The 25,255-nt window shown below is 69.1% G+C and carries 26 protein-coding genes; 9 read left to right on the top strand and 17 right to left on the bottom strand.

The window, feature by feature from the left end; translation table 11 throughout:
- Positions 1-2 precede the first annotated feature (2 nt).
- The gene (locus DMC64_RS01770) at positions 3-734 is read right to left on the bottom strand and encodes a UDP-N-acetylglucosamine acyltransferase (RefSeq protein WP_125731621.1); all 732 of its coding nucleotides are present in this window, start codon (positions 732-734) and stop codon (positions 3-5) included.
- 158 nt (positions 735-892) lie between these two features.
- Between DMC64_RS01770 and DMC64_RS01765 the strand changes: the two genes are divergently transcribed.
- Entirely contained in the window at positions 893-1,999 is a 1,107-nt protein-coding gene (locus DMC64_RS01765; protein WP_125731619.1) for a DegT/DnrJ/EryC1/StrS aminotransferase family protein, read from the top strand.
- Entirely contained in the window at positions 1,996-2,955 is a 960-nt protein-coding gene (locus DMC64_RS01760; protein ID WP_037333486.1) for a Gfo/Idh/MocA family protein, read from the top strand. Before DMC64_RS01765 ends, DMC64_RS01760 begins: the two co-directional genes overlap by 4 nt.
- Positions 2,956-3,027: 72 nt before the next feature.
- On the opposite strand, the gene DMC64_RS01755 is transcribed toward DMC64_RS01760, so the two are convergent.
- The 4 genes from DMC64_RS01755 to DMC64_RS01740 all read right to left on the bottom strand — a co-directional run bounded on the left by DMC64_RS01755 (position 3,028) and on the right by DMC64_RS01740 (position 5,619).
- Positions 3,028-3,771, bottom strand: coding sequence for a hypothetical protein (locus DMC64_RS01755; RefSeq protein ID WP_125731617.1), 744 nt, complete (start codon positions 3,769-3,771; stop codon positions 3,028-3,030).
- Positions 3,768-4,277: a SigE family RNA polymerase sigma factor gene (locus DMC64_RS01750; RefSeq protein ID WP_037333490.1), complete on the bottom strand. Its 510-nt coding sequence runs from the start codon at positions 4,275-4,277 to the stop codon at positions 3,768-3,770. The genes DMC64_RS01755 and DMC64_RS01750 overlap by 4 nt, the downstream gene beginning before the upstream one ends.
- A 46-nt stretch (positions 4,278-4,323) precedes the next feature.
- Positions 4,324-4,884 (bottom strand): copper resistance CopC family protein, encoded by a 561-nt coding sequence (locus tag DMC64_RS01745; RefSeq protein WP_125731615.1) that lies wholly within the window; start codon positions 4,882-4,884, stop codon positions 4,324-4,326.
- 156 nt (positions 4,885-5,040) lie between these two features.
- Positions 5,041-5,619 (bottom strand): Uma2 family endonuclease, encoded by a 579-nt coding sequence (locus DMC64_RS01740; RefSeq protein ID WP_125731613.1) that lies wholly within the window; start codon positions 5,617-5,619, stop codon positions 5,041-5,043.
- A 172-nt stretch (positions 5,620-5,791) separates the two neighbouring features.
- Here DMC64_RS01740 and DMC64_RS01735 point away from each other — a divergent pair, with 172 nt between their 5' ends.
- Positions 5,792-6,406 carry a hypothetical protein gene (locus DMC64_RS01735; protein ID WP_125731611.1) on the top strand — a complete coding sequence of 205 codons (615 nt, stop codon included), beginning with the start codon at positions 5,792-5,794 and terminating at the stop codon, positions 6,404-6,406.
- A gap of 42 nt (positions 6,407-6,448) precedes the next feature.
- Here DMC64_RS01735 and DMC64_RS01730 read toward each other — a convergent pair whose 3' ends face one another.
- The gene (locus DMC64_RS01730) at positions 6,449-6,637 is read right to left on the bottom strand and encodes a hypothetical protein (RefSeq protein WP_125731609.1); all 189 of its coding nucleotides are present in this window, start codon (positions 6,635-6,637) and stop codon (positions 6,449-6,451) included.
- Between DMC64_RS01730 and DMC64_RS01725 the strand changes: the two genes are divergently transcribed.
- On the top strand, positions 6,618-7,067 hold the full coding sequence (locus DMC64_RS01725) for a hypothetical protein (RefSeq protein WP_125731608.1): 450 nt from the start codon (positions 6,618-6,620) through the stop codon (positions 7,065-7,067). The genes DMC64_RS01730 and DMC64_RS01725 overlap by 20 nt on opposite strands.
- Here the strand turns inward: DMC64_RS01725 and DMC64_RS01720 are convergent, their stop codons facing one another.
- The 4 genes from DMC64_RS01720 to DMC64_RS01705 are packed head-to-tail and all read right to left on the bottom strand — an operon-like array spanning position 7,068 to position 10,974.
- Positions 7,068-7,694: a DapH/DapD/GlmU-related protein gene (locus DMC64_RS01720; protein WP_037333498.1), complete on the bottom strand. Its 627-nt coding sequence runs from the start codon at positions 7,692-7,694 to the stop codon at positions 7,068-7,070.
- A complete protein-coding gene (locus DMC64_RS01715; RefSeq protein WP_125731606.1) occupies positions 7,681-8,877 on the bottom strand; it encodes a glycosyltransferase family 4 protein in 1,197 nt (398 codons plus the stop codon). Before DMC64_RS01715 ends, DMC64_RS01720 begins: the two co-directional genes overlap by 14 nt.
- Before the next feature lie 26 nt (positions 8,878-8,903).
- On the bottom strand, positions 8,904-9,836 hold the full coding sequence (locus tag DMC64_RS01710) for an NAD-dependent epimerase/dehydratase family protein (protein WP_125731604.1): 933 nt from the start codon (positions 9,834-9,836) through the stop codon (positions 8,904-8,906).
- 7 nt (positions 9,837-9,843) lie between these two features.
- Positions 9,844-10,974, bottom strand: a complete 1,131-nt coding sequence (locus DMC64_RS01705) for a DegT/DnrJ/EryC1/StrS aminotransferase family protein (RefSeq protein WP_016330652.1) — start codon at positions 10,972-10,974, stop codon at positions 9,844-9,846.
- A gap of 103 nt (positions 10,975-11,077) precedes the next feature.
- Between DMC64_RS01705 and DMC64_RS01700 the strand changes: the two genes are divergently transcribed.
- The gene (locus DMC64_RS01700; RefSeq protein ID WP_125731602.1) at positions 11,078-14,200 is read left to right on the top strand and encodes a BTAD domain-containing putative transcriptional regulator; all 3,123 of its coding nucleotides are present in this window, start codon (positions 11,078-11,080) and stop codon (positions 14,198-14,200) included.
- Here DMC64_RS01700 and DMC64_RS01695 read toward each other — a convergent pair.
- A complete protein-coding gene (locus DMC64_RS01695; protein WP_125731599.1) occupies positions 14,179-14,865 on the bottom strand; it encodes a hypothetical protein in 687 nt (228 codons plus the stop codon). The two genes, DMC64_RS01700 and DMC64_RS01695, sit on opposite strands and share 22 nt — an antisense overlap.
- Complete coding sequence (locus DMC64_RS01690) at positions 14,862-15,080, bottom strand: hypothetical protein (protein WP_125731597.1); 219 nt, start codon at positions 15,078-15,080, stop codon at positions 14,862-14,864. The genes DMC64_RS01695 and DMC64_RS01690 overlap by 4 nt, the downstream gene beginning before the upstream one ends.
- A gap of 121 nt (positions 15,081-15,201) precedes the next feature.
- Between DMC64_RS01690 and DMC64_RS01685 the strand changes: the two genes are divergently transcribed.
- Entirely contained in the window at positions 15,202-16,293 is a 1,092-nt protein-coding gene (locus DMC64_RS01685; protein ID WP_125731595.1) for a C45 family autoproteolytic acyltransferase/hydolase, read from the top strand.
- Complete coding sequence (locus DMC64_RS01680; RefSeq protein ID WP_125731593.1) at positions 16,290-17,822, top strand: MFS transporter; 1,533 nt, start codon at positions 16,290-16,292, stop codon at positions 17,820-17,822. The genes DMC64_RS01685 and DMC64_RS01680 overlap by 4 nt, the downstream gene beginning before the upstream one ends.
- Positions 17,823-18,062: 240 nt before the next feature.
- Here the strand turns inward: DMC64_RS01680 and DMC64_RS01675 are convergent, their stop codons facing one another.
- Together DMC64_RS01675 and DMC64_RS01670 are read right to left on the bottom strand one after the other, a co-directional pair.
- Positions 18,063-18,551 carry a nuclear transport factor 2 family protein gene (locus DMC64_RS01675; protein WP_125731591.1) on the bottom strand — a complete coding sequence of 163 codons (489 nt, stop codon included), beginning with the start codon at positions 18,549-18,551 and terminating at the stop codon, positions 18,063-18,065.
- Positions 18,548-19,144 (bottom strand): TetR/AcrR family transcriptional regulator, encoded by a 597-nt coding sequence (locus tag DMC64_RS01670; protein ID WP_125731588.1) that lies wholly within the window; start codon positions 19,142-19,144, stop codon positions 18,548-18,550. Before DMC64_RS01670 ends, DMC64_RS01675 begins: the two co-directional genes overlap by 4 nt.
- Positions 19,145-19,224: 80 nt before the next feature.
- Here DMC64_RS01670 and lhgO point away from each other — a divergent pair, with 80 nt between their 5' ends.
- Positions 19,225-20,421 carry an L-2-hydroxyglutarate oxidase gene (lhgO, locus tag DMC64_RS01665; RefSeq protein WP_125731587.1) on the top strand — a complete coding sequence of 399 codons (1,197 nt, stop codon included), beginning with the start codon at positions 19,225-19,227 and terminating at the stop codon, positions 20,419-20,421.
- Here the strand turns inward: lhgO and DMC64_RS01660 are convergent.
- Genes DMC64_RS01660 through serS form a run of 3 tightly spaced genes read right to left on the bottom strand, consistent with a single transcriptional unit; the run spans position 20,418 to position 23,773 of the window.
- Positions 20,418-21,422: a DUF3558 family protein gene (locus tag DMC64_RS01660; protein WP_125731585.1), complete on the bottom strand. Its 1,005-nt coding sequence runs from the start codon at positions 21,420-21,422 to the stop codon at positions 20,418-20,420. The two genes, lhgO and DMC64_RS01660, sit on opposite strands and share 4 nt — an antisense overlap.
- A 47-nt stretch (positions 21,423-21,469) precedes the next feature.
- The gene (locus DMC64_RS01655; protein ID WP_125731583.1) at positions 21,470-22,480 is read right to left on the bottom strand and encodes a DUF3558 family protein; all 1,011 of its coding nucleotides are present in this window, start codon (positions 22,478-22,480) and stop codon (positions 21,470-21,472) included.
- Positions 22,481-22,504: 24 nt separating this feature from the next.
- The gene (gene serS / locus DMC64_RS01650) at positions 22,505-23,773 is read right to left on the bottom strand and encodes a serine--tRNA ligase (RefSeq protein ID WP_073846028.1); all 1,269 of its coding nucleotides are present in this window, start codon (positions 23,771-23,773) and stop codon (positions 22,505-22,507) included.
- 133 nt (positions 23,774-23,906) lie between these two features.
- Here serS and DMC64_RS01645 point away from each other — a divergent pair, with 133 nt between their 5' ends.
- Entirely contained in the window at positions 23,907-25,190 is a 1,284-nt protein-coding gene (locus DMC64_RS01645; RefSeq protein ID WP_125731581.1) for an aspartate aminotransferase family protein, read from the top strand.
- The last annotated feature ends 65 nt before the right edge of the window (positions 25,191-25,255 follow it).

Genomic DNA, 25,255 nt, shown 5'->3' with positions numbered 1-25,255 from the left:
TCCTAATGATCGTCGCGTGGACGGGCGTCCCACGCCTTCACCAAGGTAGAGAGGTCGCCGGGCAGCCGGTCGGCCAGCCCGTCCTCAGGGAGACCGGCCTTACCCTTCAGCCACGGTCCCAGCGCCTCGATGGCGGCCTCGTCCAGGCCGCGGCGGGACAGGCCCACCGTGTTGACGCCGGTCACCCGTGCGGGGTTGCCCACGGCGATGGTGAACGCGCCCACCTCCTTGCGGACCGCGGAGCTCATCCCGACCATCGCGCCGGGGCCGATGACGACCCGCTGGTGCAGGATCGCGCCCATGCCCAGGTTCGCCCCGGACCAGATGTGGCAGTGGCCGCCGGTGATGACGTTCGACGCGACCGTGACGGCGTCCTCGACCAGGCAGTCATGGGCGATGTGCGAGCCGCGGAGGAAGTAGCCGCCGTCGCCGATAGTGGTGGTGCGCCAGGTGCCCTGGTGGACGCTGACGTACTCGCGGATCCGGTTCCGGCTGCCGATGACGACGCCGTGGCCGTCGTGATCGGGATCACCGGTCGGCGCGCCCTCCCAGGCCGCGGGGTGCTCACGGCCCCGGTCCTCACCGGGAGTCCCGATGGTCACGTGCGGGCCGATCCAGTTGCCGTCCCCGATCCGGGTGGGGCCCACGACGACCGTGAACGGTCCGATGACGTTGTCGTCGCCGAGCTCGACACCCTCGCCGATGACTGCTGTCGGGTGGATGCGGTTCACCACGTGAAGATCCGTTCGTTGTGGCTGGAGGCAGCCTGGGGTAATGGGCGCTTCGGCGGTCCCGGTAACGTGTGGCCCGCGCCAGAGGGGGCGGCCGGGCGCAGAACCGGCGGCTCACTGTACCGGACGCACCAGAACGCCCAGTCGAGAGAGACTTGCAGATGATCCCCATTACCGTGGTCGACGTCCGTGACGCGGAGGACCTCGTCGTCGAGGTGCTGCGATCCGGCGCCATCGCACAGGGACCGATGGTCAAGCGCTTCGAGGACGCGTTCGCGAGCGTTTCCGGCACGAAGCACGCGATCGCCGTCAACAACGGCACCACCGCGCTGGTCGCCGCCATCCAGGCGCTCGACCTGAAGCCGGGCGACGAGGTCGTCACCTCGCCGTTCACCTTCGTGGCGACGCTGAACGCGATCCTGGAAGCCGGCGCGACCGTCCGCTTCGCCGACATCCGGCGCGACGACTTCGCGATCGACCCGGACGCCGTCGCGGCCGCGATCACCGACCGCACCAAGGTCCTCATGCCCGTGCACCTCTACGGGCAGACGGCCGACATGGGCAAGCTCGCGCCGCTGGCCGCCGAGCACGGTCTCAAGATCATCGAGGACTCCGCGCAGGCCGTCGGCGCGTCGTTCCAGGGCAAGCCGTCGGGTTCCTTCGGGATCGGCTGCTTCTCCTTGTACGCCACCAAGAACGTGACCACCGCCGAGGGCGGCGTGATCACCACGGACGACGACGGGCTGGCCGACAGCCTGCGGGTGCTGCGCAACCAGGGCATGCGCGCCCGGTACCAGTACGAGGTCGCCGGGCACAACTACCGGATGACCGACCTGCACGCCGCCGTCGGCATCCCGCAGCTGGAGAAGCTGGACCAGCTCACCGCCGCCCGCCAGGCCAACGCGAAGCGTCTTTCCGAAGGCCTCGCCGGCACCCCGGGTCTCGACATCCCGCAGGTCCTGCCGGGCCGCGAACACGTGTGGCACCAGTACACCGTGCTGGTCGGCCCGCACGCCTTCCTCTCGCGTGACGAGCTCGCCGCCGCGCTCACCGAGCGGGGCATCGGCAACGGGATCTACTACCCGAAGATCGTCTTCGACTACGACTGCTACCGGAACAACCCGCTGATCCCCGACGCGAAGGTCGAGGACTTCCCGGTGGCCGCTTCCGTCGCCGCGCAGGCGCTTTCCCTGCCGGTGCACCCGCACCTTTCCGAGTCCGACCTGGACACCATCATCGAAACGGTTCGCGAGGTACTCGGCGCATGACGACCCACAAGATCGCCCTCATCGGCACCGGGAACATGGGCTCGCTGCACGCCCGTGTCCTCGCCGCGAACGAGCGCGTGGACCTCGTCCGCGTGATCGACCCGCGCGAAGAGGCGGGCCGCAAGGTCGCCGATCGCTACGAAACCCAGTGGACGCCCGAAATCGGCTCGCTGTCCGATGTGGACGCCGTCGTGCTCGCTTCGGCCACCGAGGCGCATTACGAGCTGGCGCAGGAGATCCTGGGCCAGGGCAAGCCGATGCTGGTCGAGAAGCCGGTGTGCAACAGCCTCGAATTCTCCCAGGAGATCGTCGGGCTCTCGGCGAAGAAGGACATCCCGCTGATGTGCGGGCTCCTGGAGCGCTACAACCCGGCCGTGATGACCGCGCGGGCGCTGGTCAACGAGCCGATCCACCTGATGGCCCGCCGCCACGGCCCGTACGCCCCGCGGATCAAGACCGGTGTCGCGTGGGACCTCCTGGTGCACGACGTCGACCTGGCGATCCAGTTCTTCGGCGGCGCGACCCCGCAGCGGGTCGCCTCCGGTGCCGGCTACTTCCACCCGAGCTCCGTCGAAGGCGCCGAGGACACCATCGAGACGGTGCTGTCGTTCGAGTCCGGGCTCGCCACGGTTTCGGCGTCCCGGCTCGGCCAGCGCAAGGTCCGCTCGCTGTGGGTGTCCGAACTGGACCGCATGATCGAGATCGACCTGCTGCGCCGCGACGTCACCATCTACCGGCACGTCTCGCACGACTCGGTCACCGAGGACGGCCTCGGCTACCGGCAGCAGACCGTCATCGAGATCCCGGAACTGGTCACCGCGCGCGAGCCGCTCGCGACGCAGCTGGACCGGTTCGTCGACCTGCTCGAAGGCAAGGTCGACGTGGACGTCGAGCGGGACCTGATCCTGCCGTCGCACGCCGTCGTCGACCAGGTGCTGACGCAGGCCGCGGCCTGACCCTCTCACGCGTTCAGTCCTCTGGATGCGGTAGTTGCGTGTGCAAGTACCGCATCCAGAGGACTGATTGCGTTATTTGGTGAGCCGCTGGCCCTTCGCGTCGTACGCGACGAGCGGGGTCAGCACGTACGGCGACTCCACCTGGCCGGGGTTGAACCAGAAGATGACGACCGACGGATCCTCACTCCACGGGATCACCTTGGCCTCGACCGGTTTCCCGCGGACGGTGCTGGTGACCCGCACCGCCGGACCGGAGAAGTAGCCGAACACCGGCACGAACGTACCCCGGATCACGTCGCCGCCGTCCACGGCGTGGAAGCCGAACGACCGGTCTGAACCCTTGAATTCGTTGGCGGCCAGGAGCGCCTCGTACTCCCCCGCGCCAGTCCGGTACGCGACCTGCAGACCGAACCGGACGTCCGGCATCGACGGCTCGTCGATCTCGGACGCGTAGATCACCAGCTCACGGCCATCTTCGCCCCTGTACCCGAGCGGGATCACGTCCCCGAACGGAGCGTCCGACGGGGCCGCCGTGATCGAAGTGCTCGCCGGCGCCGGTACCGGTGCCGGGACGGACGCGACGGGCGCGCTCGCGGCGGGCGGAAGCGGCTGCTGGGCGGGCTCCCGCAGCGCGACCGCGCCGACGATGACCAGCACCGTCACCACGGCGGCGGCGACCCCGCCCGCGCCGGTCGCGAGACGGCGGCGACGGCGGATACGCCTGCCCTTGGTCATGATCGCGCCGAGATCGGGCTCGGCGAACCCTTCGGCGGGCGGTTCCCGCAAAGCCGAACGCAGCGTCTCGAGGTCGGTCATCGTCCCAGCCCCCCGATCAGTTCCGTTCCGTCCTCCGCGGTGATCCGCAGCTTGGTCAGGGCGCGGGAATTGGTGCTCTTCACGGTGCCGACCGAGACACCCAATTCGCCCGCCACGTCGGATTCCTTCAAGTCGAAGAAGTGCCTGAGCACCACGACGGCTCTCTCCCGGTCTGTGAGCGTACGCAACGCGTCAAGCAGCCATTTCCGCTGGACGACGGCACCGGCGACGTCCATGCCGCTCGGCTGCTCGGGGATGTCCTCCGTGGCGTTCTCGCGGATCGGGCGCCGCCAGCCGTCGATGACGTGGTTGACGAGCACCTGCCTCGCGTACGCGTAAGCGTCCTTGCGGCGTACCCGCGACCAGGCCGCGTACGTCTTGGCGAGCGCCGTCTGGGTGGCGTCCTCGGCCTGATGGCGGTCGCTGGTGAGCAGGAAGGCCGCATGCTGAAGACGCGTCGCCGAGTTCCGCACGAACTCGACGAACTCGTCATCGCCGCGAGCCACCCTGGTCCTCATCTCCGTTCGACGGTTGACCACCTGAAAGGTTGCTTCAGTCCTTCCGGCGGGCGAACCGGAGCGCGACGACGATCCCCGCCACGACCACGGCCACCGCGAGGACGATCCACACCCAGGACGGCACGAGGTCTTCGGGAGTGGTCTCGCCGGCTTGCGGTGCCGGGGCTGCGCTACTGGCCGGAGCCGGGCTGCTCGTCGGGGCCTGGCTCGTCGGGCTAGGTGCCGGCGCGCTGAGGTTGAACTTCACGGAGCCGCTCGTGGCGTGCGTGTCCTCGAAGGTGACCTTGTAGCGGAGCGTGTACTCGCCCGCGGGGCCGACGGCCTGGACCGGCGCCGTGACGACCGTTCCGGCGACCTCCGCGCGGCCGACCGTCCACGACGCGTTCTCGGGGCCGGTGATCTGGATCGGGTTCTCGTCGGCGAGGGTGACCGGGCCCGAGAAGGTCAGCTTGATCTGCGTCGGGGGCGTCGCCAGCGAAGCGCCCCTCGCCGGGTCACTGCTTTTCAGCTCCGAATGGGCCAGCGCCGGGGACGCGGTGCCCAGCAGGGCCAACCCGGTGACCAGCAACGACGCACCGAACCGCTTGAACCTCATCAGACACCCTTCTCACCGGGGAACTCCCCCGCCGAGCCTAGTAGTCGGGCCGGGAAGGGCGTTGGTTCCGGCTCGTGAGCGGCCCTGCGGCTTGGCCGAATGTCATGAACGGCCCTTTCCTGACGTTTTCCGTCAGGAAAGGGCCGTTCATGACATTCAGGGGCGCTGCGCGTGGCGGGTGGTCAGCGCGTCGAGGTCGAGCGTGAGCGGAGTGCCGTCGAAATCGAGGCTCACCTTGCCGGTGTGCTCGCCGAAGTTCTCGTACTCGCCGTCGATCAGGCGGTACGTGGTCATGCTCGCCGGGTCTTCGAGGTCGACGATCCAGTAGTGCTCGATGCCGACTTCGGCGTATTCGGAGAACTTGGTGACCCGGTCGGTGCGGACGGTTCCCTCGGACAGCACCTCGATGACGAGCCGCACGTCTTCCGCGGCGGAGATTCTCGCCGGGTTTTCGTCGGCCACGAGGGCGGAGGTGACCAGTACATCGGGCACTCTGACGGTCAACGGCGCAGTGGCGACGACCATTTCGGCCTCACCCATCGCGCTGTACTCCGGTGACGTCTGTTCGTCGAGCCAATACGTCAGGCGATTGACCGCACGCTGATGGAAGAACAACGGACGCGGCGACACGACGAGGACCCCTTCGACGACTTCTGCGCGGTGTTCCGGGTCTTCCGGCAGCGCGGTCCAGTCGTCGAGCGTCAGGAGGCGGTGAGGCCAGTGCACGACACTCATCGAACTCCTCCTTCGCCGGTGATCACCAGACCATCTTCCCACGGTTTCCCCGAGAACGTAGTACCACGGAAAGTGACACACCATTACGGTGAGGAGTTGCCCGGCGGCAACCGCTGTGCCGGGACATCCGATCGTGATCACACCGTTTCCGCTGCTCAGCTAGATTTCAAGCATGAGAAGAACCTGGGGGTTCCTGACCGTCGGCCTGCTCTTCCTCGCCACGGCCTGTTCCATCGAGATCGAAATCCCGATCCGCTCGAAAACGACTCCGTCTTCCTCGTTCAAGGCCGCCACACCCACGACATTCAAGGCCGCCACACCCACGACGCCGATCCCCGTGTCACCCGCCACGGTCACCGACGCTTGCCCGTTCATCGCCGTCGGTGAACTCGCGCAGATCATCGGCACGTCGGCCGAGATCCGAGCGCAGGAACAGCCGGCGGACGTGGAAGGCACCGAGAAGCGGTACAGCTGCCTCTACGAGGACATCCATCAGTCGCCCGACGGCGCGCCGCGGCTGCACATCACCGTGGCGCCGGAGATCGGCGCGGAAAGTGTCACGGCGGTGGACAACACGATGAAGGCGTTCTGCCGCGAGCCGATCACGACCGTCGGCGGTGTGGGGGACAAGACGGCCCATTGCGAGCAGGACAAGGATTTCACGAGGGCGATCGTGGTCGTCGGCAAGCGCAGCAACGGACAGGTCCGGCTCGCCCTCGTCGATCTCCCGAAGAACCGCGCGGACGTTTACGAAGCGATCGCGAAGCTGCTCGCGGAACGGCTCTGACCCGGAAAACGCATGGCTGAACGCCCATCACCTCGGATACGTTCACCGCGTGCACAGATCGAGGGGAATCCTCACCACCACCTGCCTGTTGTTCGCCGTCGCGGCCTGCTCCAGCGGCGCCGCGACCGAGCCGACGCCGACCTCGACGGCACCACCGTCGTCCTCGAGCAAACCGGCCGTCAGCACGACGCCCAGCACCACGCCACCACCGGTGCCCCTCGCCAAGATCACCGCGGCCTGCCCCGTGCTGAGCCCGATCGAGTTCCTTCAAGTGATCGGGAAATCAGACGATCTTGTCGGCAACGAAGGCGAAGCCGAACGGATCGGCGCCGGCAAGGCCTACCGGTGCTCCTTCGACGACCCCAAGGGAAAGTACGGGAGATCGGCCGAACTCTTCGTCGCGGCGATCCCCGGAAATCAGCCGCCTCGCACCACGATCGACAAGCTCGCGAAGGAATGCAAGCAACCGGTCACCCAGCTTCCCGGGATCGGCGAGCAGGCCTTGTGGTGCGGGATCCCCACCGACGGGCCGGACCTCAACATCCTGGTGACCGTGGGAAAGCGTAGCCATGGCGAAACACGGGTCGCGACGCTGTACATGAACGAGACCAGGACCGACGTCTACTCGTCGCTGGCGAAGCTGATGGCCGACCGGCTCTGACTACTCCGTGAAATCTCCCGCGGGGGCACCCCAAGACCCAGGGGTGTCCCCGCGTTCCTCGGCCAGCGCCCGCCGCCGAGCGTTTTCGGCGCGCACACGCTCCACTTCGGACTGGATGTACTCGTCGTCGTACTTCTGGAAGACGCGCGCCGGGTTGCCCGCCACCAGGCTGCGCGGCGGGACGTCCTTGGCGACCACGGAGTTCGGCTGCACGGTGGCGAAATCGCCGATCGTGACCCCGGCCATGATCACCACGAGGCCGCCGATGAAGCAGCCTTTGCCGATTTTCACGGGTTTGCGTTCGATGAGGTCGCTGCCGGAGTGGTTCTGCAGCGTCATGTTCGCGAGCCAGCTGGAATGCGTGAAGATCAGCGTGTTGAGGCCGATGCTGGTGTGCTCGCCGATCTCCAGCCCGCCGCTCGCGTCGAGCGCCGCGCCTTCGCCGATCCAGCAGTGTTCGCCGATCTTCAGGTTCTCCGGGCTGATGATCTTCACGCGTTCGCGGACCCGCGTCGATTCCGGCAGCCCGTAGAAACGAGCGCGCTCGGCGTCGTTCATGTACTGCGAAACGAGTTCGGTCAGGATCTGCGGGCGCAGCCGGTTGCTGCGCTCGTCATCGAAGAACATCGGCCTCGGTCACCAGTTTCTCGAAGGTACGCAGGTGTTCTTCGGCGACGACGTCGAGGCCGAAGTTGGCCCGCACCATCGCGCTTTCCCGCTGTGCCACCAAAGCCCGCTTCTCCGGGTCGTCGAGCAGTTCGATGACGGTGTTCGCCACCGCCTCGCTGTCGTCCGGGCGCACCAGCAGGATGTTCTCGCCGTTGCGCAGTTCGATGCCCGGGTAGTTGTCCTCGGTGACCGAAGCGATGGTCGCGGTGCCCGAGAGCATCGCCTCCAGCGACGCGGTGCCGCAGCCGCCGTTGAGGTCGTGCGTGACGATGTCGGCCGCCGCGAAATACGAGGGCACGTCGGCCTTCGGCACGGCGCCGGTGACGATGATGGCGTCCGCGACCCCGAGTTCTTCCGCCCGCTTGAGGAAGACGTCGTGGTACACGCGGCCGACGACGACCACCTTCACGCCGGGGTGTTTGTCCAAAATGGACGGAAGCGCCTCGACCAGCGGGAGCCGGTTGCGCAGCGGGATCACGTGCCCGAGCGAGACGATCACCGGACCGTCGCCGAGCCCGTGCTCCGCCCGGACATCCTTCGTCAAAGGCTTCTCGAAGTTCCCGGTGTCGACGGCGATCGGGAAGTAGTCCGAGTTCGCGTCGCTCGTGCCGTAGCGCTCGACGCAGTAGTCGACGCCGAGCTTGTCGAGGATGACGTACCGCGGCTTGAGGTAGCGCAGGATCGGGTTCACCAGCACGGTGTCCAGGAACCGGAAGACGCCGCCGTACAGCTTGTTGTCGCTGATCAGCAGCGTGTGGATGGTCAGCAGCATCGGCAGCTTGTGCCGCCGCGCGTACCGCCCTGCCAGCCACGACAGGTCGAAGAACTGCCCGTGCAGGTGGATCGCGTCCGGTTTGAACTCGTCCAGCAGCTTCCGCAGCCGTCGCCAGTTCCCCGGCCGCAGCGAGGCGAAGCTCATGTCGAAGTCGATCGACAGGCCCAGCTGCGGCATCTTCACCGCGGGCAGGCGGACGACGCGGTAGCCGTCCTTCGTCTCGTCGGCCGGGGCGTCGGCGTACGCGGCGGTGATCGCGAGCACCTCGTGCCCGCGCGCCGCGTACTGCTCGGCCAGGGAAGCCGCCATGTGCGCGCTTCCGCCCACCCTCGGCGGGAAGAAGTTGTTCACCACGGCGATACGCATGGGGCGGCTCTCCCCTGGCCCGGCGGTCATCCCTCCGAAGCCTTCACCAGTTCGTACATGCCCTCTTCCACCGAGATCTTCGGCTCCCAGCCGAGGATCTCGCGGGCACGGGTGATGTCGGCGGCACGCCGCGAGACCAGCACGTCGCGCTCGTTGAACAGCGGCTCGACGTTCACGCCGACGGCGTCGATGAGGATCTTCGCCAGCGTCGCGATGGAGGTGTCGATACCGGTGCCGATGTTGATCGGCAGGTTGGCCTTCTCCGATTCGAGGGCGGCGACGACGGCCCGGGCCAGGTCGGTGACGTGCACGAAGTCCATCGACTGGTCGCCGCGGCCGTCGATGATCGGCGGCTGGCCGGCGCGCAGGCGCTGGATGAAGTGGTTGATCACCGACGTGTAGTAGGCCTCGATCTTCTGGCCGGGGCCGTACACGTTGAAGAACCGCAGCGCGTTCCAGGACAGGCCCTTGGTGCGCTCGTAGAAGCCGAGCATGTCCTCGCCCGCGCGCTTCGAGATGCAGTACGGCGTGAGCGGCTTGAGCTCGTCGTCCTCGTGCATCGGCAGCCGCTTCGGGTCGCCGTAGACGGACGCGGTCGAGGCGAACACGACCCGCTCGACACCCTCGTCCGCCGCGGCGGCGAAGACGTTGTGGTTGCCGACCATGTTGATGTCGATGGACTCGTGCGGGTCCGCGACCGACTTGTTGATCGACACGGTGGCGAAGTGGATGACGTGGGTGCAGCCGCGCATGGCCTCACGCACGGCGCCGCCGTAGCGCACGTCCTTCTCGACCAGTTCGACCTTGCCGGTGGCGACGAACTCGTTGATCCGGGCGCGGTCGCCGCGCGTCATGTTGTCGAAGACGCGAACGGTGTAGCCGCCTTCGATCAGCATCGGGATGACGTGCGCGGCGATGAAACCGCCGCCCCCGGTGAAGAGGACCTTCTTGTCGGGCATTTCTCTCCTAGCTCGGCAGTGCGGCGCTGACGGTCCCGATGACCCGGTCGACCTGGGCATCGGTGAGGTTGGCGTGCATCGGGATGGCGAGATGACGGGCGAAGAGGTCCGCCGATACCGGCAAGGTCTGCTTCTTGCCGTAGATGGGCTGGAGGTGCGAGGCGTAGGTGCCGAAGTTGCACTGCACGCCCTGCTCGCGGATCCGCAGCGCGAGCGCGTCGCGGTCGATCTCCGGGGCCACGGTGAGGATGTAGGCCTGCCACGGGTGTTCGCGGTCCGGCAGTTCCACCGGGACGTCGATACCGGGCAGGTTCTCGAACGCCTCGTGGTAGCGCTTGGCCACCGAACGGCGGGCCGAGAGCAGGTCCGGGAGGCGGTCGAGCTGGACGTTCATGATCGCGGCCTGCACGTCCGAGAGCCGGAAGTTGTAGCCCAGCTCGTGGAACTCCGGGATCGGCAGCGCGCCGGAACCCTCGCGGGTGATGGCGGGCTCGATGCCGTAGGTGTGCAGCTTGCGCGCGTGCGCGATGAGGTCTTCGCGGTCCGAGACCAGCGCGCCGCCTTCGCCCGCGGTGATGCCCTTGCGGCCGTGGAAGGAGAACGCGGCGAGGTCGGCGAGGCTGCCGGCCGGGCGGGTCTTGTACGTCGCGCCCGCGGCGCAGGCGGCGTCCTCGAAGAGCCACAGGCCGTGCTTGTCGGCGATCGCGCGGTACTCGTCGAAGTCACCGGGCTGCCCGGCCACGTCGACGGCGAGGATGCCGACCGTGCGCGGGGTGATCAGCGCTTCGATCGACGCCGGGTCGGCGCTCCACACGTCCGGGCGGATGTCCGCGAACACCGGGGTCGCGCCCGCCTGGAGCACGGCGTGGCCGGTGGCGGGGAACGTGTAGTCGCCGACGATGACCTCGTCGCCCGGCTTCACGCCGAGCACACGCAGCCCGAGGAAGAGTGCCGAGCCACAGTTGCTGGTGGTCAGGGCGTGCGCGGTGCCGACGGTCTTCGCGAAGCGTTCCTCGAAACGACGGCAGGCGGGACCGGCACCGGCCAGCCAGCCGGACCGGAACACCTCCGCCACCGCGGCGAGCTCTTCGTCGCCGACGGTCGGCTGACCCAGTACGACGGGTTCGTGCTCAGACATACCTCTCCCATTGCGTGGGGACCCGGCGAAGTGTATAGACGCCATTCGGCCGATCTCGGGCGGGCTGGATCCGCCCAGGTCAACGACGCCCTAGGGTTACGGCATGCGATTCGGCGTTCTGGGGGCGACGGAGGTGCGCCGCGAGGACGGCACCACCGTCCCGGTCGGCGGCCCGAGGGTCCGGACGCTGTTCGCGTTGCTCGCGCTGGAGGCGGGCCGCGTCGTCCCCGCGGAACGGCTCATCGACGGCCTCTACGGCGAACAGCCACCCGATGGGGTGGCGAACGCGCTGCAATCGCAGGTCTCGCGGCTGCGTGGCGCGCTGAAGGAACTCGCGCCCGTCGAGTTCAGCCCGGCGGGTTACCGCCTCGTCGTGGACCGCGACGACGTCGACGTCCACCGGTTCGAGCGGCTCGCCGCCGAAGGACGGCGCGCTCTAGCGGCGGGAGACGCCGCGAAGGCGGCTGAGCTGCTTCGTGACGCTCTCGGTCTCTGGCGCGGTCCGGCGTTCGCGGACATCACCGACGCGCCGTTCCGCGATCCGCAGGTCACGAGGCTGAACGAGCTGAAGACGTCGGCGATCGAAGACCGCGTCGAGGCCGAACTGAAGCTCGGGAGACACGAAGACGTCCTCGCCGAGCTTCGCGAGGTCATCGACGAGCAGCCACTTCGGGAACGGCCGCGTACGCTGCTGATCCGCGCCCTGCACGCCACGGGCCGTCAGGCCGACGCGCTCACCGCGTTCGAGGACGCCCGCCGGGTCTTGGCCGACGAGCTCGGCGCCGACCCCGGACCGGATCTCGCCGCCGCACATCTGGCCGTGCTGCGGGGTGAGACGCCGCCGGTCAAAACCACGACCGCACCGCTTCCCGCGCAGCTCACCAGTTTCATCGGCCGCGAAGGCGACCTCCGGCACGTGCTCGACCAGCTGGACCGCTCGCGCCTGGTGACGCTGACCGGCCCCGGCGGGACGGGCAAGACCCGGCTGGCCATCGAGACCGCGGCCGCGATGGACCTTCCGGCGGTCTTCGTCGAGCTCGCGCCGTACACCGAGGACGCGGACGTCGCCCAGGCCGTGCTGACCGCCCTGGGCCTGCGGACGGTCCCGCTCGGGGCGGTCACCGCGCCGGTGGAGAACGCGCCGCTGGACCGGCTGATCGACGCGCTGGCCGATCGGGCGGTCCTGCTGGTGCTCGACAACTGCGAGCATCTGGTCGAGGCCGCCGCGAAACTGGTCGCCCGGCTGCTCGGCGCCGCCGCGGCCCTGCGGGTGCTCGCCACCAGCCGCGAACCGCTGGGCATCACCGGCGAGATCGTCTCCCCCGTCCCGCGGCTCGCCGTACCGCCGCCGGGCACGCCGCCCGCCCGGTCGCTGGAGTTCGCCGCCGTCCGGCTGTTCGCCGACCGCGCGCGGGCCGGTGATCCGGGATTCGCCGTCGACGACACCACCGCGGGCGACGTCCAGCGGGTCTGCGCCGCGCTCGACGGGTTGCCGCTGGCCATCGAACTCGCCGCCGCGCGTGTGCGGACGCTGCCGATCGGCGAGATCGCGGCCCGGCTGGACGACCGGTTCGGCTTGTTGTCGCGAGGCAGCCGGACCGCCGAGACCAGGCATCGCACCCTGCGCGGCGTCGTCGAGTGGAGCTGGGATCTGCTCGACGAGGACGAGCGTCTGCTGGGCAGACGGCTGACGGTTTTCGCGGGTGGGACGACGCTGGCCGACGCCGAAGCGGTCTGCGGCGTGCCGGACACCGCGGAGCTGCTTCCGTCCCTTGTGGACAGATCACTCGTCGAACGCGGCGGCGACCGGTACCGGATGCTCGAAACGATCCGGGCCTTCTTCGCGGGCAAACTCACCGAAGCGGGCGAAGCCGACCGGATGCGGCGCGCGCACGCCGAGCATTTCCTCGCCCTCGCCGAGGAAGCGGATCCGATGCTGCGCACCGGTGACCAGCTGCGCTGGCTCGACCGCCTCGACGCCGCCTACGACGATCTCCTCGCCGCGTTGCGCTGGGCCGCCGAATCCGACGTGCGCGTCGCGCTCCGGCTTTCGGCTTCGATGGTGACGTACTGGTGGATGCGCGGCCGCCGGTTCGAGGGCTCGACGCTCTGCTTGGAGGTGGTCAAACGCCTCGGCGAGCGGGCGCCGGACGGTCTCGAAGAGGAGCACCAGCTCTGCGTGCTCACCGCCGCCGCGGGACTGCGGGGCCATGAGGCGCTCGACCGGCACCTGCCGCTGGTGGAAGGCCTCATGCTGAGCCTCGTCAAGGCACCCCGGAACCCGGCGCTGCTGCTGTTGATGGGTGTCGTGACCGGCCCGCCCGGTGACGACGACGCGCTGCTCGAACGCAGCCGGGTGCTGCTGGCGAACAGCGACGACTGGAGTCTCGCCCTCTCGCCGACCGGCTACGGCCTCCGCGCGCTGATGCAGGGCGATCTCGAGACGGCGGAGGAGTTCCTGCGCGAGGGGGCGCAGGCGTTCCGCTCGATCGGGGAACGCTGGGGCCTTTCCATGGCCCTCGATCACCTGTCACAGGTCCTGATCTGGACGAACCGGCAGGCCGAAGCCCTCGAAACGATGAACGAGGCCCTGCGGCTGATGCGGGAACTCGGCGCCTCCGACGACAACGCGGACCTGCTGTGCCGTCGCGGCGGCAGCAAACTGCTTCACGGCGACGCGGCGGGCGCGCGGGCGGATTTCGAACTCGCCATCGAGATCGCGCGCCGGGCCGGGATGCCCGAAAGCCGGGCGGCGGGATATGTCGGGCTGTCGTTCCTCGCCCGGCACGAGGGCGATCTGACGGCGGCTCGCGCGTTGAGCGAGCGCGCGCTCGCGGAGTGTTCCGGTGGTTCGTTCGCGGCCGAAGGGGTGCGTGCCGGCGCGAAGATCTCTCTCGGCTGGGTGCTGGCCGCCGAGGGTGACGTCGACGGGGCCGAGGAGCTGCACCGGCTGGCGCTGGTGTCGGCGGACCGCTGGCACGACAGCACCACCATGGCCTGCGCCGTCGAAGGCCTCGCCGGGGTCGCGCTGCTGCGCGGCGACGCGGAGCGGGCGGCGGTCCTGATCGGGGCGGCGGTGACCATCCGGGGCACCTCGTTCGCCGTCGATCTGGACGCCGCCCTGCTCAGGACGACCGTGCGGGAGCGGCTCGGCGACGATTTCGACCGGGCCTACCGCCGGGGACTCGGCGTGCGCGGCGCCGCTCAATTGACCGGGAAACTCTGACCGCCGGCCAGCTGGATCCCCTGCGGCGCGAAGCGGCCGACTGCATCGGCGAGGTGACGGTGGTCGAGTTCGCTGTCCTGGACCGCGACGTACAGCGGTGCCGCGTTGTTCGGGACGGCGCCGAGCCGGGTCATCCCGGGGCCGACCGGATCGATGGTGAGCCGGGTGACGTCACGCCATGGCACGACGGTCCGCTCGATCCGGACGCCCACCGCGTCCAGTTCGAAGAGCACCCACTGCTGGTCGTGCAGCGACTTCACGTAGGCGATGGTGCCGACGCCGCCGGCGATCAGGACGACGCGCAGCGCACCGGGTGCCTCGATCGAACCGAGCAGGGCGGCGATCCCGAGGAAGGCCACCAGGAGCCCGGTCAGTTTCGCTGCGCCGACCAGGCCTGCGTTCGGCTTGTGCACCCGGAACCGCACGTTGCGCGTCAGGTGTTTGGTGAGCACGCCGCCCCCGACCGCGGCGGCCAGCCCGAGCATCGTCACCACCAGCGAAACCGGCGAGAAGTCCGCGAAGACGTTGTAACCGGCGATCAATGCGACGAAGCCGCCCACGACGGTCAGCATCAGCGCGAGCTTTCCCTTGCGCACGTCCTGTTCGCGGCGTTGGAGCGCGGCCTGGTCGGATGCGGCGAGGAAGCCGCCGTCGATGTTCCTCATCGGGCGTCACGCTGCGTTTCGGCAGCCGCGCGACGCTCACGCTGACGGCGGTCGAGGACGTACAGCAGGGCTCCGGCGCCGGCGCTCAGGACGGCGTAGAGCAGGTCCTGAAGGCTGTCCTCCGGGTAGCCGGTGGAGAACTCGGCCATCGCGAGCGCGACGAAGAGGACGCTGATGACGGCCCCGCCGATGATGTACACCTTGTTGCTGAGCATGGTTTCCCTCGCTTGTCGTTGCCTTGGTGAGGTCACTTTCGCGCGGGGCACATGACATTCCGATGACACACTGACAGCGTTCGGTGCGTGGACGGTCAGCGGTCGCGGAGACCCTCCGGACATGACTTACGCAGCTGGATCTCCCGAAGACTTCCTCGCCGTGCGGCATCTGACGGTGCGCGGCTCCCAGTCCGAGATCGGCCGGGCGCTCGGCGCCGAGGTGAAGGCGCGCTCGGACTGGTCGCCGTCGGCGATCGACCCGATCGCGGCCAGGGCGCGGCGCACCTGGTTCGCGCGGAACTGGCCCGAGTACGCCGGACGCCTTGCCGGGTTCGCCGAGGCCTACGGACTCCCGGCCGACGCGGCGGTCTCCTTCGACGACGCGAGCGCGTTGCCCGCCGGGTCGGGGTGCTCGGCGCTGTGGACGGGGAGCGCGCTCGGCCGGAACTACGACTTCTTCACCATGAGCTGGACCCAGCTGGGTGCGGTGCTGGCCGGGGAGGAACCGGTGGACGACGGGACCGTGCCGATGGCGTCCCGGCCCTATGTCCTGACGACGATCCCCGACGACGGCATCGCCTCGACCGCGCTCACGATGTCCACAATGGACGGTGCGACCGAAGGGGTCAACGAGGCCGGCTTGGTCGTCGCACTGCTGATGGCCGAGGTCGAAACGGCCATGCCGCTGGAACACGGTCCGCAGGCGGGTCTCTCGGTGCTGCAGGTGTGCCGGTATCTGCTGGACACCTGCGAAACCGTCGACGAGGCCAAAGAAGCGCTGATGCTCGCCAAGCAGTACGCGCACGGCGCGCCCTGTCACTACATCGTCGCCGACGCCTCGGGCCGCGGCTTCGTGTACGAACGCGGAGCGCACGATGTCGAGTACTTCGTCGAGGTGGCCGACGGTCCGCTGTGCGTCACGAACCACCTGCTGCACCTGCACCCGGACGTCGACTCGCTGCCGGAGGACACGCCGGAGACCATGCGCACCTACGAGCGGCTCCGCACCGTCACCAAGGAAGCCGGCTCCGGGCCGCGCGCCGCGCTCGACGCGGTGTCGTTCGCGGTCGAGCCCGGCGCGCCGTGGCGGACGTTGTGGCGCAGCGTCCTCGACCCGGCGGCCCGCACCCTCAGCACGCGGTTCTACCTGGGTGACGGCGAGAACGGCACCGCGCGGCACTCGCCGGAACTCACCTTCGGGGTGTCGCGGTGACCATCGGAAAGGGCCGCAAGATCGGCACCGTCGCGGTCTGCGTGCTGGCGCAGCTGCTGATCGCGATCGATCTGACCGTGCTGCATCTGGTGCTGCCGTCGCTTTCGGAGCAGATGCACCCGTCGACGACGGAACTGCTGTGGATCGCCGACGCGTACGGCTTCGCGCTCGCCGGGCTGCTGATCACGATGGGGAACATCGGCGACCGCGTCGGCCGGAAGAAGCTGCTGCTGATCGGGGCGTCGCTGTTCGGGGTCGCTTCGGTGATCACGGCGTACGCGCCGACGGCGGAACTCCTGATCGCCGCCCGCGCGCTGCTCGGGGTCGCCGCCGCGACGCTGATGCCATCGACCCTCTCGATCGTGCGGAACGTGTTCACCGGCAAGGAACGCGCGGCCGTGATCGGGGTTTCGAGCGGGCTGACGATCCTCGGTTTCGGGATGGGGCCGCTCGTCGGCGGGTTCCTGCTCGACCATTTCTGGTGGGGTTCGGTCTTCCTGGTCAACGTGCCCGTGGTGGTGGTCATGGTGATCGCGGGCGCGCTGATCCTGCCCGAGTCGAAGAACCCCGCCCCGGGCCGGATCGACGTCGTCAGCGTGCTGCTGTCGATCGCCGGCATGGTCGGGATCGTCTACACGATCAAGGAAGTCGCGTACAAGGGCTGGGGGCACTGGGACGTCGCTGTCGCCGCGGTGCTCGGACTCGGCTGCCTGCTGGCGTTCGTCGTGCGGCAGCCGCGGCTGGCCGAACCGCTGATGGATCTGAAGCTGTTCGCGCGGCGGGCGTTCTCGGCGACCGTCGGCACCACGATCCTGGCGATGTTCGCGCAGCTCGCGGTCTCGCTGATGTTCGCGCAGTACCTGCAGCTGGTGGCGGGCTGGTCACCGCTGAAGTCCGGGCTCGCCGGGCTGCCCGGGATGGGCGGCGCGATCGTCGGCGGGGTGCTCGCGCCCATGGGGATCAAACTCTTCGGGCGCGCGATCACCATCGGGCTGGGCTGCGCGCTGTCGGCGGTCGGGTTCACGTTGTACTCGGGCATCGGCGTGACGATCGTGTACACGGATCTGCTGGCCGCGATGATCGTCTTCGGCGTGGGGCTGGCGCTGATCCTCACCGTCGCGACGGACACGGTGCTCGGCGTCGTGCCGAAGGCCAGGGCGGGCGCGGCGTCGGCGATCTCCGAAACGGCGACCGAACTCGGTGGGGCGCTGGGGATCGCCGTGCTCGGCAGTGCGCTCGGCGCGCTGTACCGGAGTGAACTCGTCATCCCGCCGGGTGTGCCGCCGGAGGCGATCTCGGACACCCTCGGCGGTGCCGTCCAGGTCGCGGCTCAGCTACCGCCGGAACAGGGAGCTTTGGTCCTGGCCAACGCGAAACTGGCGTTCGTCGACGGGTTGCAGGTGACGATGCTGTGCTCGGCGGGGTTGATGGCGGTGCTGGCGGTGAGCGTCCTGTTCACGTTGCGCGGGGTGCCGAAGGTCCTCGAAGACCCCGAAGAGGAGTCTGCTCCGGTCGCTGTGGCCGCGTGAAATGTCATGAACGGCCCTTTCCTGACGTTTTTCGTCAGGAAAGGGCCGTTCATGACATCCGTCAGCGACCTCACGCACTGATCGTCCATAGGGACTCTTCCCGGGACCAGATGGACGGCACGCGTGACCGGACGGACGACACGCGTGATTGGGCGGACGACGAGTGTGTCGTCCGCCTGATCACGCGTGTCGTCCATCTGATCACACGTGTCGTCCGTGTGATCACGCGAAAAGCGTCCGTCAGCGGGGGCCGGCGAGCGGGACGGCGCGCCGGTCGCCCGACCGCACCATCGCCAGCAGGGGTTTCGCGGCCACCGCGAGCAGCCGGGCCGCGAAGGTGCGGCCGTTGCGGCGGGCGATGTCCGGGCCGAAGGCGTCCATCAGCGCGACGAGCCCGGGCAGCGGCCGCACGAACAGCGTCACCTCCGTGATCAGCCCGTCTTCGCCGATTTTCAACACCGCCGCCTCTTCGATCTCCTCGTCGCCGATGCGCGCGGTGTAGACGACGACCCGCGTCGGCCCGTCCCCGGTGTCCGTGTGGAATCGGACGTCGCGCAGATGCGTGTACGCGACTTCCAGCAGCGGCCTGAGTTCCGCGTGCCCGGTGAACCGGACCCGGCTCGTCAGCGGTGAGTGCACCACGACGTCCGGCGCGAAGGCGCTCAGCGCCAGGTCCACGTCCCGGGTCTCGAGGGCGCGGCGGTATCGCTCGGTGGTTTCGATGCTCATCGGTCCTCCTGGATCAGGTTCCCCAGTCCGCGCCACAACAGATCCGTCGTGAGCGCGACGACTTGCTCCCGCGGGATGTCGCGGTTGTCCCACCACCAGGTGGCGATGGCGTTCAGCGCGCTCTTCGCCGCTTCAGCGAGCGCTTCGTTCGCGCGGTCGCGCGGCAGGTCCGCGGTCAGCGCCAGGCCGGGGACCTGGGCGAACACCTCGGTCAGCTGTGCGGTCGACCTGGCCTGGCCGCGCCGGTGCACCTCGGCGACACTCTCGTCGGACGGCGTCTCGGCGAAGATCATCCGCCAGCCGCGTTCGTTCGTCTCCATCCAGGCGAAGATCGCCGCCACCCTGGCGCGCAGCAGGCCCTCGGCGGTGTCCGACGGCGGCAGCTCCGCCCAGCCGGCCAGCAGACTGTCCACTTCGGACTCCAGCAGGCCGGCGTACAGCGCCGCCTTGGACGGGAAATGGTCGTAGAGCACGGGCGTGCTGATCCCCGCCACCGTCGCGACCTCGCGCATCCCCGCCGCGTCGTACCCGGACGCGGCGAACACCCGCGCCGCCGCGGCCAGGATGCGCTCCCGGCGTTCTTCCCTGCTCAACCGCTTACCTGACATCGGTCAGGTACGCTACCACCTAACCTGACAGCTGTCAGGTAGCGCTCCGGGTAACCTGGTCGATCGTGCGCACAGTCGTAGTCATCGGGGGCGGGATCGTCGGTCTCGCCACAGCCTGGGAACTGACCAAACGGGGTCTGGACGTCACGGTGCTCGAGAAGGAGGAGCACTGGGCGGCCCACCAGACCGGGCACAACTCGAACGTCGTGCACGCGGGGCTCTACTACAAGCCGGGTTCCTTCAAGGCCAGGATGTCCACCGCGGGCAATCGGTCCATTGTGGACTTCGCGCGGCAGTACGGGGTGCCGGTCGAGGTGTGCGGCAAACTCGTCGTCGCCACGTCCGAAGCGGAGCTTCCGGCGCTCAAGGTGCTCGCCGAACGCGCGGAGGCCAACGGGGTCCCGGCCAAGCTGATCACCCCGAGCGAGGCCCGCGAGTACGAGCCCGAGGTCTCGTGCGTCGCCGCGTTGCGCGTGGAGTCCACCGGCATCATCGATTTCCCCGCCGTCTGCGCCGCGCTGGTGCGGCTGCTCGACGAGTCCGACGCCGACCTGCGGCTCGGCACACCCGCGCTGGGGATCCGGCCCGGCCGCACCGGCGGCGTCGAGGTGGCGACCGGCGACGACGTGATCCACGCGGACGCCCTCGTCAACTGCGCGGGCCTGCACGCGGACCGGGTCGCCCGGCTCGCCGGGCTCACCCCGAGCGCGCGGATCGTGCCGTTCCGCGGCGAGTACTACGAACTGAAACCCGAACGCCGCCATCTGGTGCGGGGCCTGATCTACCCCGTCCCCGACGCGTCGTTGCCGTTCCTCGGCGTGCATCTGACCCGCATGCTCGACGGCAGCGTGCACGCCGGCCCGAACGCCGTGCTCGCGCTGCGGCGCGAGGGCTACACGTGGCGCGACGTCTCCGCGAAGGACCTCGCCGAGGTCGCCCGTTTCCCCGGTGTCTGGCGGCTCGCGCGCAAGTACGCGTACCCGACCGGGCTCGACGAGGTCCGCCGGTCGTTCTCCCGCCGCCGCTTCGCCGAAAGCCTCGCGCGGCTCGTGCCCGCCGTCACCGAGGACGACATCGTGCGGCACGGCTCCGGGGTCCGGGCACAGGCGCTGCGCCCGGACGGCGCCCTCGTCGACGACTTCCTGATCGAGACCGCGCGGAACCAGGTGCACGTCCTCAACGCGCCCTCACCGGCGGCGACCAGCGCGCTGGAGATCGCGAAGCACATCGCCGACGAGGTGACCGGCCAGGACGTGTCCTAGGACGACGGCGGCAGGTTCGTGTTCAGCAGCGGAACCGCGGCCTTGATCACTTCGCACGCCTTCGCGGGGTCGTCGAGGTTGCCCGCGATGATCGCCACCGTCGACGTCGCGGTGATCGCGATACCCGCCGCGCACAGTTTGCTGCCCGACTCGGTGTAGATCTTCCACTTGCGACCGCCCGACTCGAAGTCCTGCGGTTCGCCCTGCGAGATCAGCGTCGGAGTCTCGTCCATCGCCGTCGCCGGGTAGAACCAGAGGTCGAGCGCCTTTTCGCCCTTTTCGCCGTCGGTATCGGCCCATTCGCAGCCGACCTGGTTCGGATCCGAGGTGGACTTCATCGGTTCGCCGGTGGGGGCGAGCCGCAGCTGGGCGGTCTGCTCGGGCTTGAGCATGGCGCACGGGTCGGTGCTCACGAGCGGACCGCCCGGCTCGGCGGGCTTCTGCCCCGGCGGGGCGGTGATCTGCGGGTTCTGCTCCCCGCCCGGCAGCTTCGACGCCACGGCCGGGGCCGCCGCCTTGGCGAGGTCGCACGCGTTGCCCTCGGTGTGGTCGGGGCTCTCGCTCGAGATCTCCACGAACGAGTCCGGCGTGAGCTCCGTGCTCAGCGAGCAGTAGGTCGGCCCGAGGATGGTGGCGTACCGCGTCCAGGTGAAGCCGCCGATGCCGAACTTCTCGCCGGGCTGGGCGCCGTTCATGTACTCGTTCACGGACAGGTCCTTGCTCAACGCGACCTCGAGGCTCGACGCCTTGCGCACGCCCTCCAGCTCGCTGAACCGGCAGACCGCGGGCACCTTCTGTTCGGGTTTGGCGGGGCGCTCCGCTCCGGGATAGGTGACTCCCAGCGCGTTCGCGTGTTCCTCCGAGAGCAGTTTGCACGGCTCGGCCTTCGTGATCACCGGTCCCTGTCCGGGCACCGGCGAGGCCGTACCGGCGATCGTCGACGTGCAGCCGCCGAGCGTCAGCACCGCCAGCCCGATCGCGAGCGAGTTCCGAAACCGCATGCGTCCCCTCCTCATCGGCTCGCACACTACTTGTGCGCGGCCGCCGTTCACGAACCGGCGGGCAGCGCGGCGCTCACCGTCGGCAGCGCGGCCCGCAGCAGGTCACAGGCTTTCGTCTCGTCGTCCCAGTGGCCGCTGGACACCTTCACGGTGGACGTCGCGGTGATCGGCAGCGCGGCCGTGCAGTACTTCGTGGCGGCGTCGGACCGGACCGTCCACTTGCGACCCGCGAGGTCGGTCTCTTCAGGGGTGCCTTGGAGTCCGGCGACGTCGGCGACGGCCGTCGACGGGAAGAACGTCACGTTCAGCGGACGCTGCCCCTTGTCGCCGTCGGAGTCCTTCCACTCGCAGCCCTTGTCCTCGGGATTCGCCAGATTGGCCGGATCGACCGGAGTACCCGGGGCGATCGCCAGCTTCGCGGCTTCGTCGGGCTTCAGCAGCGTGCACGGGTCGGCCTGCAACAACGGGCCGGAAGGCTCGGGTTTCTTCTGTCCCGGCGGCGCGACGATCTTCGGGTTCGGCACGCCGCCGGGCAGCCTCGAGGCGATCGCGGGGGCCGCGGCGAGCGCGAGATCGCAGGCCGTCGACTCGGGCGCGCCCGTCTGGGTCTCGCTGCCGAGCTCGACGAACGAGGACGGCCCGAGTTCGGTGCTCAGGGAGCAGGCCGTCGGGCCGAGCGGCGACGCGTACCGCGTCCAGGTGAAGCCGCCGATGCCGTACTTCTCCCCCGGCTGGGCACCGGCGTAGAAGTCGTTCAGCGGGATGTCGACGCTCTGCGTGATCGAAAGGGACACCCCGCGCGGCGAATCGTCGCGTTCGGACAGCAGGCACATCGGCGGGAGCTTCTGTGCCTGGTTGCCCTTCGTCTCGACGCCCGGCTGCTTGAGCGCCAGGGCGTCGGCGTGTTGGGGAGTGAGCAACGAGCACGGCGCCGCCTTGGTGAGCACCGGCCCCTGGCCGGGCACCGGCGACGCCGTACCCGAGATCGTCTCGGAACATCCGCCGAGCAGGAGGACCGCCGCGAACAACGCGGTGATCGGCTTGCGACGGCGGTTCATCGGGGTCCCTCCTCGGTGCGGACCCTACTTCGATGTCGGCGTGAGCACCTCGGTTCCGCCGAGGAAGGGACGAAGCGCCTCCGGCACCCGGACCGAACCGTCTTCGAGCTGGTGGTTCTCCAGGATCGCGACGATCCACCTGGTGGTGGCGAGCGTGCCGTTCAGCGTGGCGACGGTCTGCGGGCGGCCGTCGTCGTCGCGGTAGCGGATGCCGAGGCGGCGGGCCTGGAACGTCGTGCAGTTCGACGTCGAGGTCAGCTCGCGGTAGGTCTCCTGCGACGGCACCCACGCCTCGCAGTCGAACTTCCGGTACGCCGACGTGCCGAGGTCGCCGGTGGCGGTGTCGATCACCCGGTACGGGACCTCGATCTTGGCGAGCATCTGCTCTTCCCAGTCCAGCAGGCGCGCGTGCTCGGCCTCGGCGTCCTCGGGACGCGTGTAGACGAACATCTCGACCTTGTCGAACTGGTGCACGCGGATGATGCCGCGGGTGTCCTTGCCGTACGAACCGGCCTCGCGGCGGTAGCACGAAGACCAGCCCGCGTACCGCTTCGCGCCCTTGCCGAGGTCGAGGATCTCGTCGGCGTGGTAGCCGGCGAGCGGGACCTCGGAGGTGCCGACGAGGTACAGGTCGTCGTCGCGCAGCCGGTAGACCTCCGACGAGTGCGCGCCGAGGAACCCGGTGCCCGCCATGATCTCCGGCCGCACGAGGGTCGGCGTGATCATCGGGGTGAAGCCGTTCGCGGTCGCCTGCGCGATCGCCATGTTCAGCAGGCCGAGCTGGAGCTGGGCGCCGACGCCGGTGAGGAAGTAGAACCGCGAGCCCGACACCTTCGCGCCGCGCTCCATGTCGAGCGCGCCGAGGCCCTCGCAGAGTTCGAGGTGGTCCTTCGGCTCGAAGTCGAACTTCTTCGGCTCGCCGACGTGCTTGAGCACGACGTAGTCGTCCTCGCCGCCTTCGGGCGCGTCGGGGTGGACGAGGTTCGGCACCAGGCGGTGCAGCTGCTCGAACTCCTCCGACGCCTCGGTCTGCTCGACCTCGGCCGTCTTGACCTGGGCGGCGAGCTCCTTCGCCTTGGCGAGGAGCTCGGCCCGCTCGTCGCCCTGCGCCTTCGGGATGAGCTTGCCCAGCGACTTCTGCTCGGCGCGCAGCTTGTCGGCGGCGGCGATGGAGGACCGGCGGCGGGAGTCGAGGGAGAGCAGCTTGTCGACCACTCCTTCGTCCTCGCCACGAGCGCGCTGCGAAGCGCGCACGACGTCCGGTTCATCGCGCAGAGTCCTGGGGTCAATCACGAATGCAGAGGGTAGTCCGTGGCGGCCGCACAAAATGTGCGGGTCCGCGCGGATGACCCGACAGTCTGATCGTTGCCGCCCGTTTCGGCCGCTCCCCATACTGGGATCTCCCTGCTGCGGACGGAGAAACCCGATGACCGATGCGGACCTGCTGGCGCGGCACAAGGCGGTGCTGCCGTCGTGGCTGGCGCTCTACTACGACGAGCCGATCGAGATCGTGCACGCGCAGGACCGCCGGGTCATCGACTCGACCGGGCGCACCTACCTGGACTTCTTCGCGGGCATCCTGACGAACTCCATGGGCTACGACGTCTCGGCGATCAGCGACGCCGTGCGCAAGCAGCTCGACACCGGCATCCTGCACACGTCGACGCTGTACCTGATCCGCTCGCAGGTCGAGCTCGCCGAGCGCATCGCGAAGCTCTCCGGCATCCCCGACGCGAAGGTGTTCTTCACCAACTCCGGGACCGAAGCCAACGACACCGCGCTCATGCTCGCCACCCAGTACCGGCGCAGCAACCAGGTGCTGGCGATGCGGAACTCGTACCACGGGCGGTCGTTCGCGACGGTCGGCATCACGGGCAACCGCGGCTGGTCGGCGTCGTCGCTCAGCCCGGTGAAGGTGAGCTACGTGCACGGCGGCTACCGGTACCGCAGCCCGTTCCGCGAGCTTTCGGACGCCGAGTACATCGACGCGTGCGTCGCGGACCTGGTGGATGTCCTGGAGACGGGCACTTCGGGTGACGTCGCCTGCATGATCGCCGAGCCGATCCAGGGCGTCGGCGGCTTCAGCTCACCGCCGGACGGCCTGTTCAAGGCGATGAAGGAGGTCCTCGACCAGTACGGGATCCTGTTCATCTCCGACGAGGTCCAGACCGGCTGGGGACGGACCGGGGAACACTACTGGGGGATCCAGGCGCACGACGTCGTCCCCGACGCGATGACCTTCGCGAAGGGGCTCGGCAACGGCCTCGCCATCGGTGGTCTCGTGGCGCGCGGCGACCTCGTCGACTGCCTGACCGCGAACTCGATCTCGACCTTCGGCGGCAACCCGGTCGCGATGGCGGGCGCGGCCGCGGTACTCGACCACATCGCCGACCACGACCTGCAGGCCAACGCGCTGGCCCGCGGCAACGAACTGCTCGACGGTCTGCGCGCGGCGGGGAACCCGCTGATCGGGGACGTGCGCGGCAAGGGCCTGATGATCGGTGTCGAGCTGGTCGAGCCGGGCGGCATGACGCCGAACCCGGGCGCCGCGGCGCGGATGATGGAGGAGACCAAGGCGCGCGGGCTGCTGATCGGCAAGGGCGGGCTGCACGGCAACGTGCTGCGGATCGCGCCGCCGATGACGCTGACCGCCGAAGAGGCCGCGGAGGGCCTCGGGATCATCGTGGACGCGCTGGCCGCCATCTCCTGACGAGTGTCATGAACGACCCTTTCCTGACGTTTTTCGTCAGGAAAGGGTCGTTCATGACATCCGGG

It is taken from the genome of Amycolatopsis sp. WAC 04197 (assembly GCF_003947475.1).
GTDB classification, from domain to species: domain Bacteria; phylum Actinomycetota; class Actinomycetes; order Mycobacteriales; family Pseudonocardiaceae; genus Amycolatopsis; species Amycolatopsis japonica.
Note: the sequence above shows the minus strand (reverse complement) of the source record. Positions and strands in the feature narration are given on the sequence as shown.

What these genes read in the sequence shown, in the direction of transcription:
- DMC64_RS01685 (WP_125731595.1), top strand. Translation starts at nt 15,202, where the DNA reads ATGACTTACGCAGCTGGATCTCCCGAAGACTTCCTCGCCGTGCGGCAT.
- DMC64_RS01715 (WP_125731606.1), bottom strand. Translation starts at nt 8,877, where the DNA reads ATGCGTATCGCCGTGGTGAACAACTTCTTCCCGCCGAGGGTGGGCGGA.
- DMC64_RS01690 (WP_125731597.1), bottom strand. Translation starts at nt 15,080, where the DNA reads ATGCTCAGCAACAAGGTGTACATCATCGGCGGGGCCGTCATCAGCGTC.
- DMC64_RS01705 (WP_016330652.1), bottom strand. Translation starts at nt 10,974, where the DNA reads ATGTCTGAGCACGAACCCGTCGTACTGGGTCAGCCGACCGTCGGCGAC.
- DMC64_RS01660 (WP_125731585.1), bottom strand. Translation starts at nt 21,422, where the DNA reads ATGCGGTTTCGGAACTCGCTCGCGATCGGGCTGGCGGTGCTGACGCTC.
- DMC64_RS01745 (WP_125731615.1), bottom strand. Translation starts at nt 4,884, where the DNA reads ATGAGGTTCAAGCGGTTCGGTGCGTCGTTGCTGGTCACCGGGTTGGCC.
- DMC64_RS01655 (WP_125731583.1), bottom strand. Translation starts at nt 22,480, where the DNA reads ATGAACCGCCGTCGCAAGCCGATCACCGCGTTGTTCGCGGCGGTCCTC.
- DMC64_RS01760 (WP_037333486.1), top strand. Translation starts at nt 1,996, where the DNA reads ATGACGACCCACAAGATCGCCCTCATCGGCACCGGGAACATGGGCTCG.
- DMC64_RS01700 (WP_125731602.1), top strand. Translation starts at nt 11,078, where the DNA reads ATGCGATTCGGCGTTCTGGGGGCGACGGAGGTGCGCCGCGAGGACGGC.
- DMC64_RS01735 (WP_125731611.1), top strand. Translation starts at nt 5,792, where the DNA reads ATGAGAAGAACCTGGGGGTTCCTGACCGTCGGCCTGCTCTTCCTCGCC.
- DMC64_RS01710 (WP_125731604.1), bottom strand. Translation starts at nt 9,836, where the DNA reads ATGCCCGACAAGAAGGTCCTCTTCACCGGGGGCGGCGGTTTCATCGCC.
- DMC64_RS01755 (WP_125731617.1), bottom strand. Translation starts at nt 3,771, where the DNA reads ATGACCGACCTCGAGACGCTGCGTTCGGCTTTGCGGGAACCGCCCGCC.
- DMC64_RS01645 (WP_125731581.1), top strand. Translation starts at nt 23,907, where the DNA reads ATGACCGATGCGGACCTGCTGGCGCGGCACAAGGCGGTGCTGCCGTCG.
- DMC64_RS01740 (WP_125731613.1), bottom strand. Translation starts at nt 5,619, where the DNA reads ATGAGTGTCGTGCACTGGCCTCACCGCCTCCTGACGCTCGACGACTGG.
- DMC64_RS01675 (WP_125731591.1), bottom strand. Translation starts at nt 18,551, where the DNA reads ATGAGCATCGAAACCACCGAGCGATACCGCCGCGCCCTCGAGACCCGG.
- DMC64_RS01695 (WP_125731599.1), bottom strand. Translation starts at nt 14,865, where the DNA reads ATGAGGAACATCGACGGCGGCTTCCTCGCCGCATCCGACCAGGCCGCG.
- DMC64_RS01720 (WP_037333498.1), bottom strand. Translation starts at nt 7,694, where the DNA reads ATGTTCTTCGATGACGAGCGCAGCAACCGGCTGCGCCCGCAGATCCTG.
- DMC64_RS01765 (WP_125731619.1), top strand. Translation starts at nt 893, where the DNA reads ATGATCCCCATTACCGTGGTCGACGTCCGTGACGCGGAGGACCTCGTC.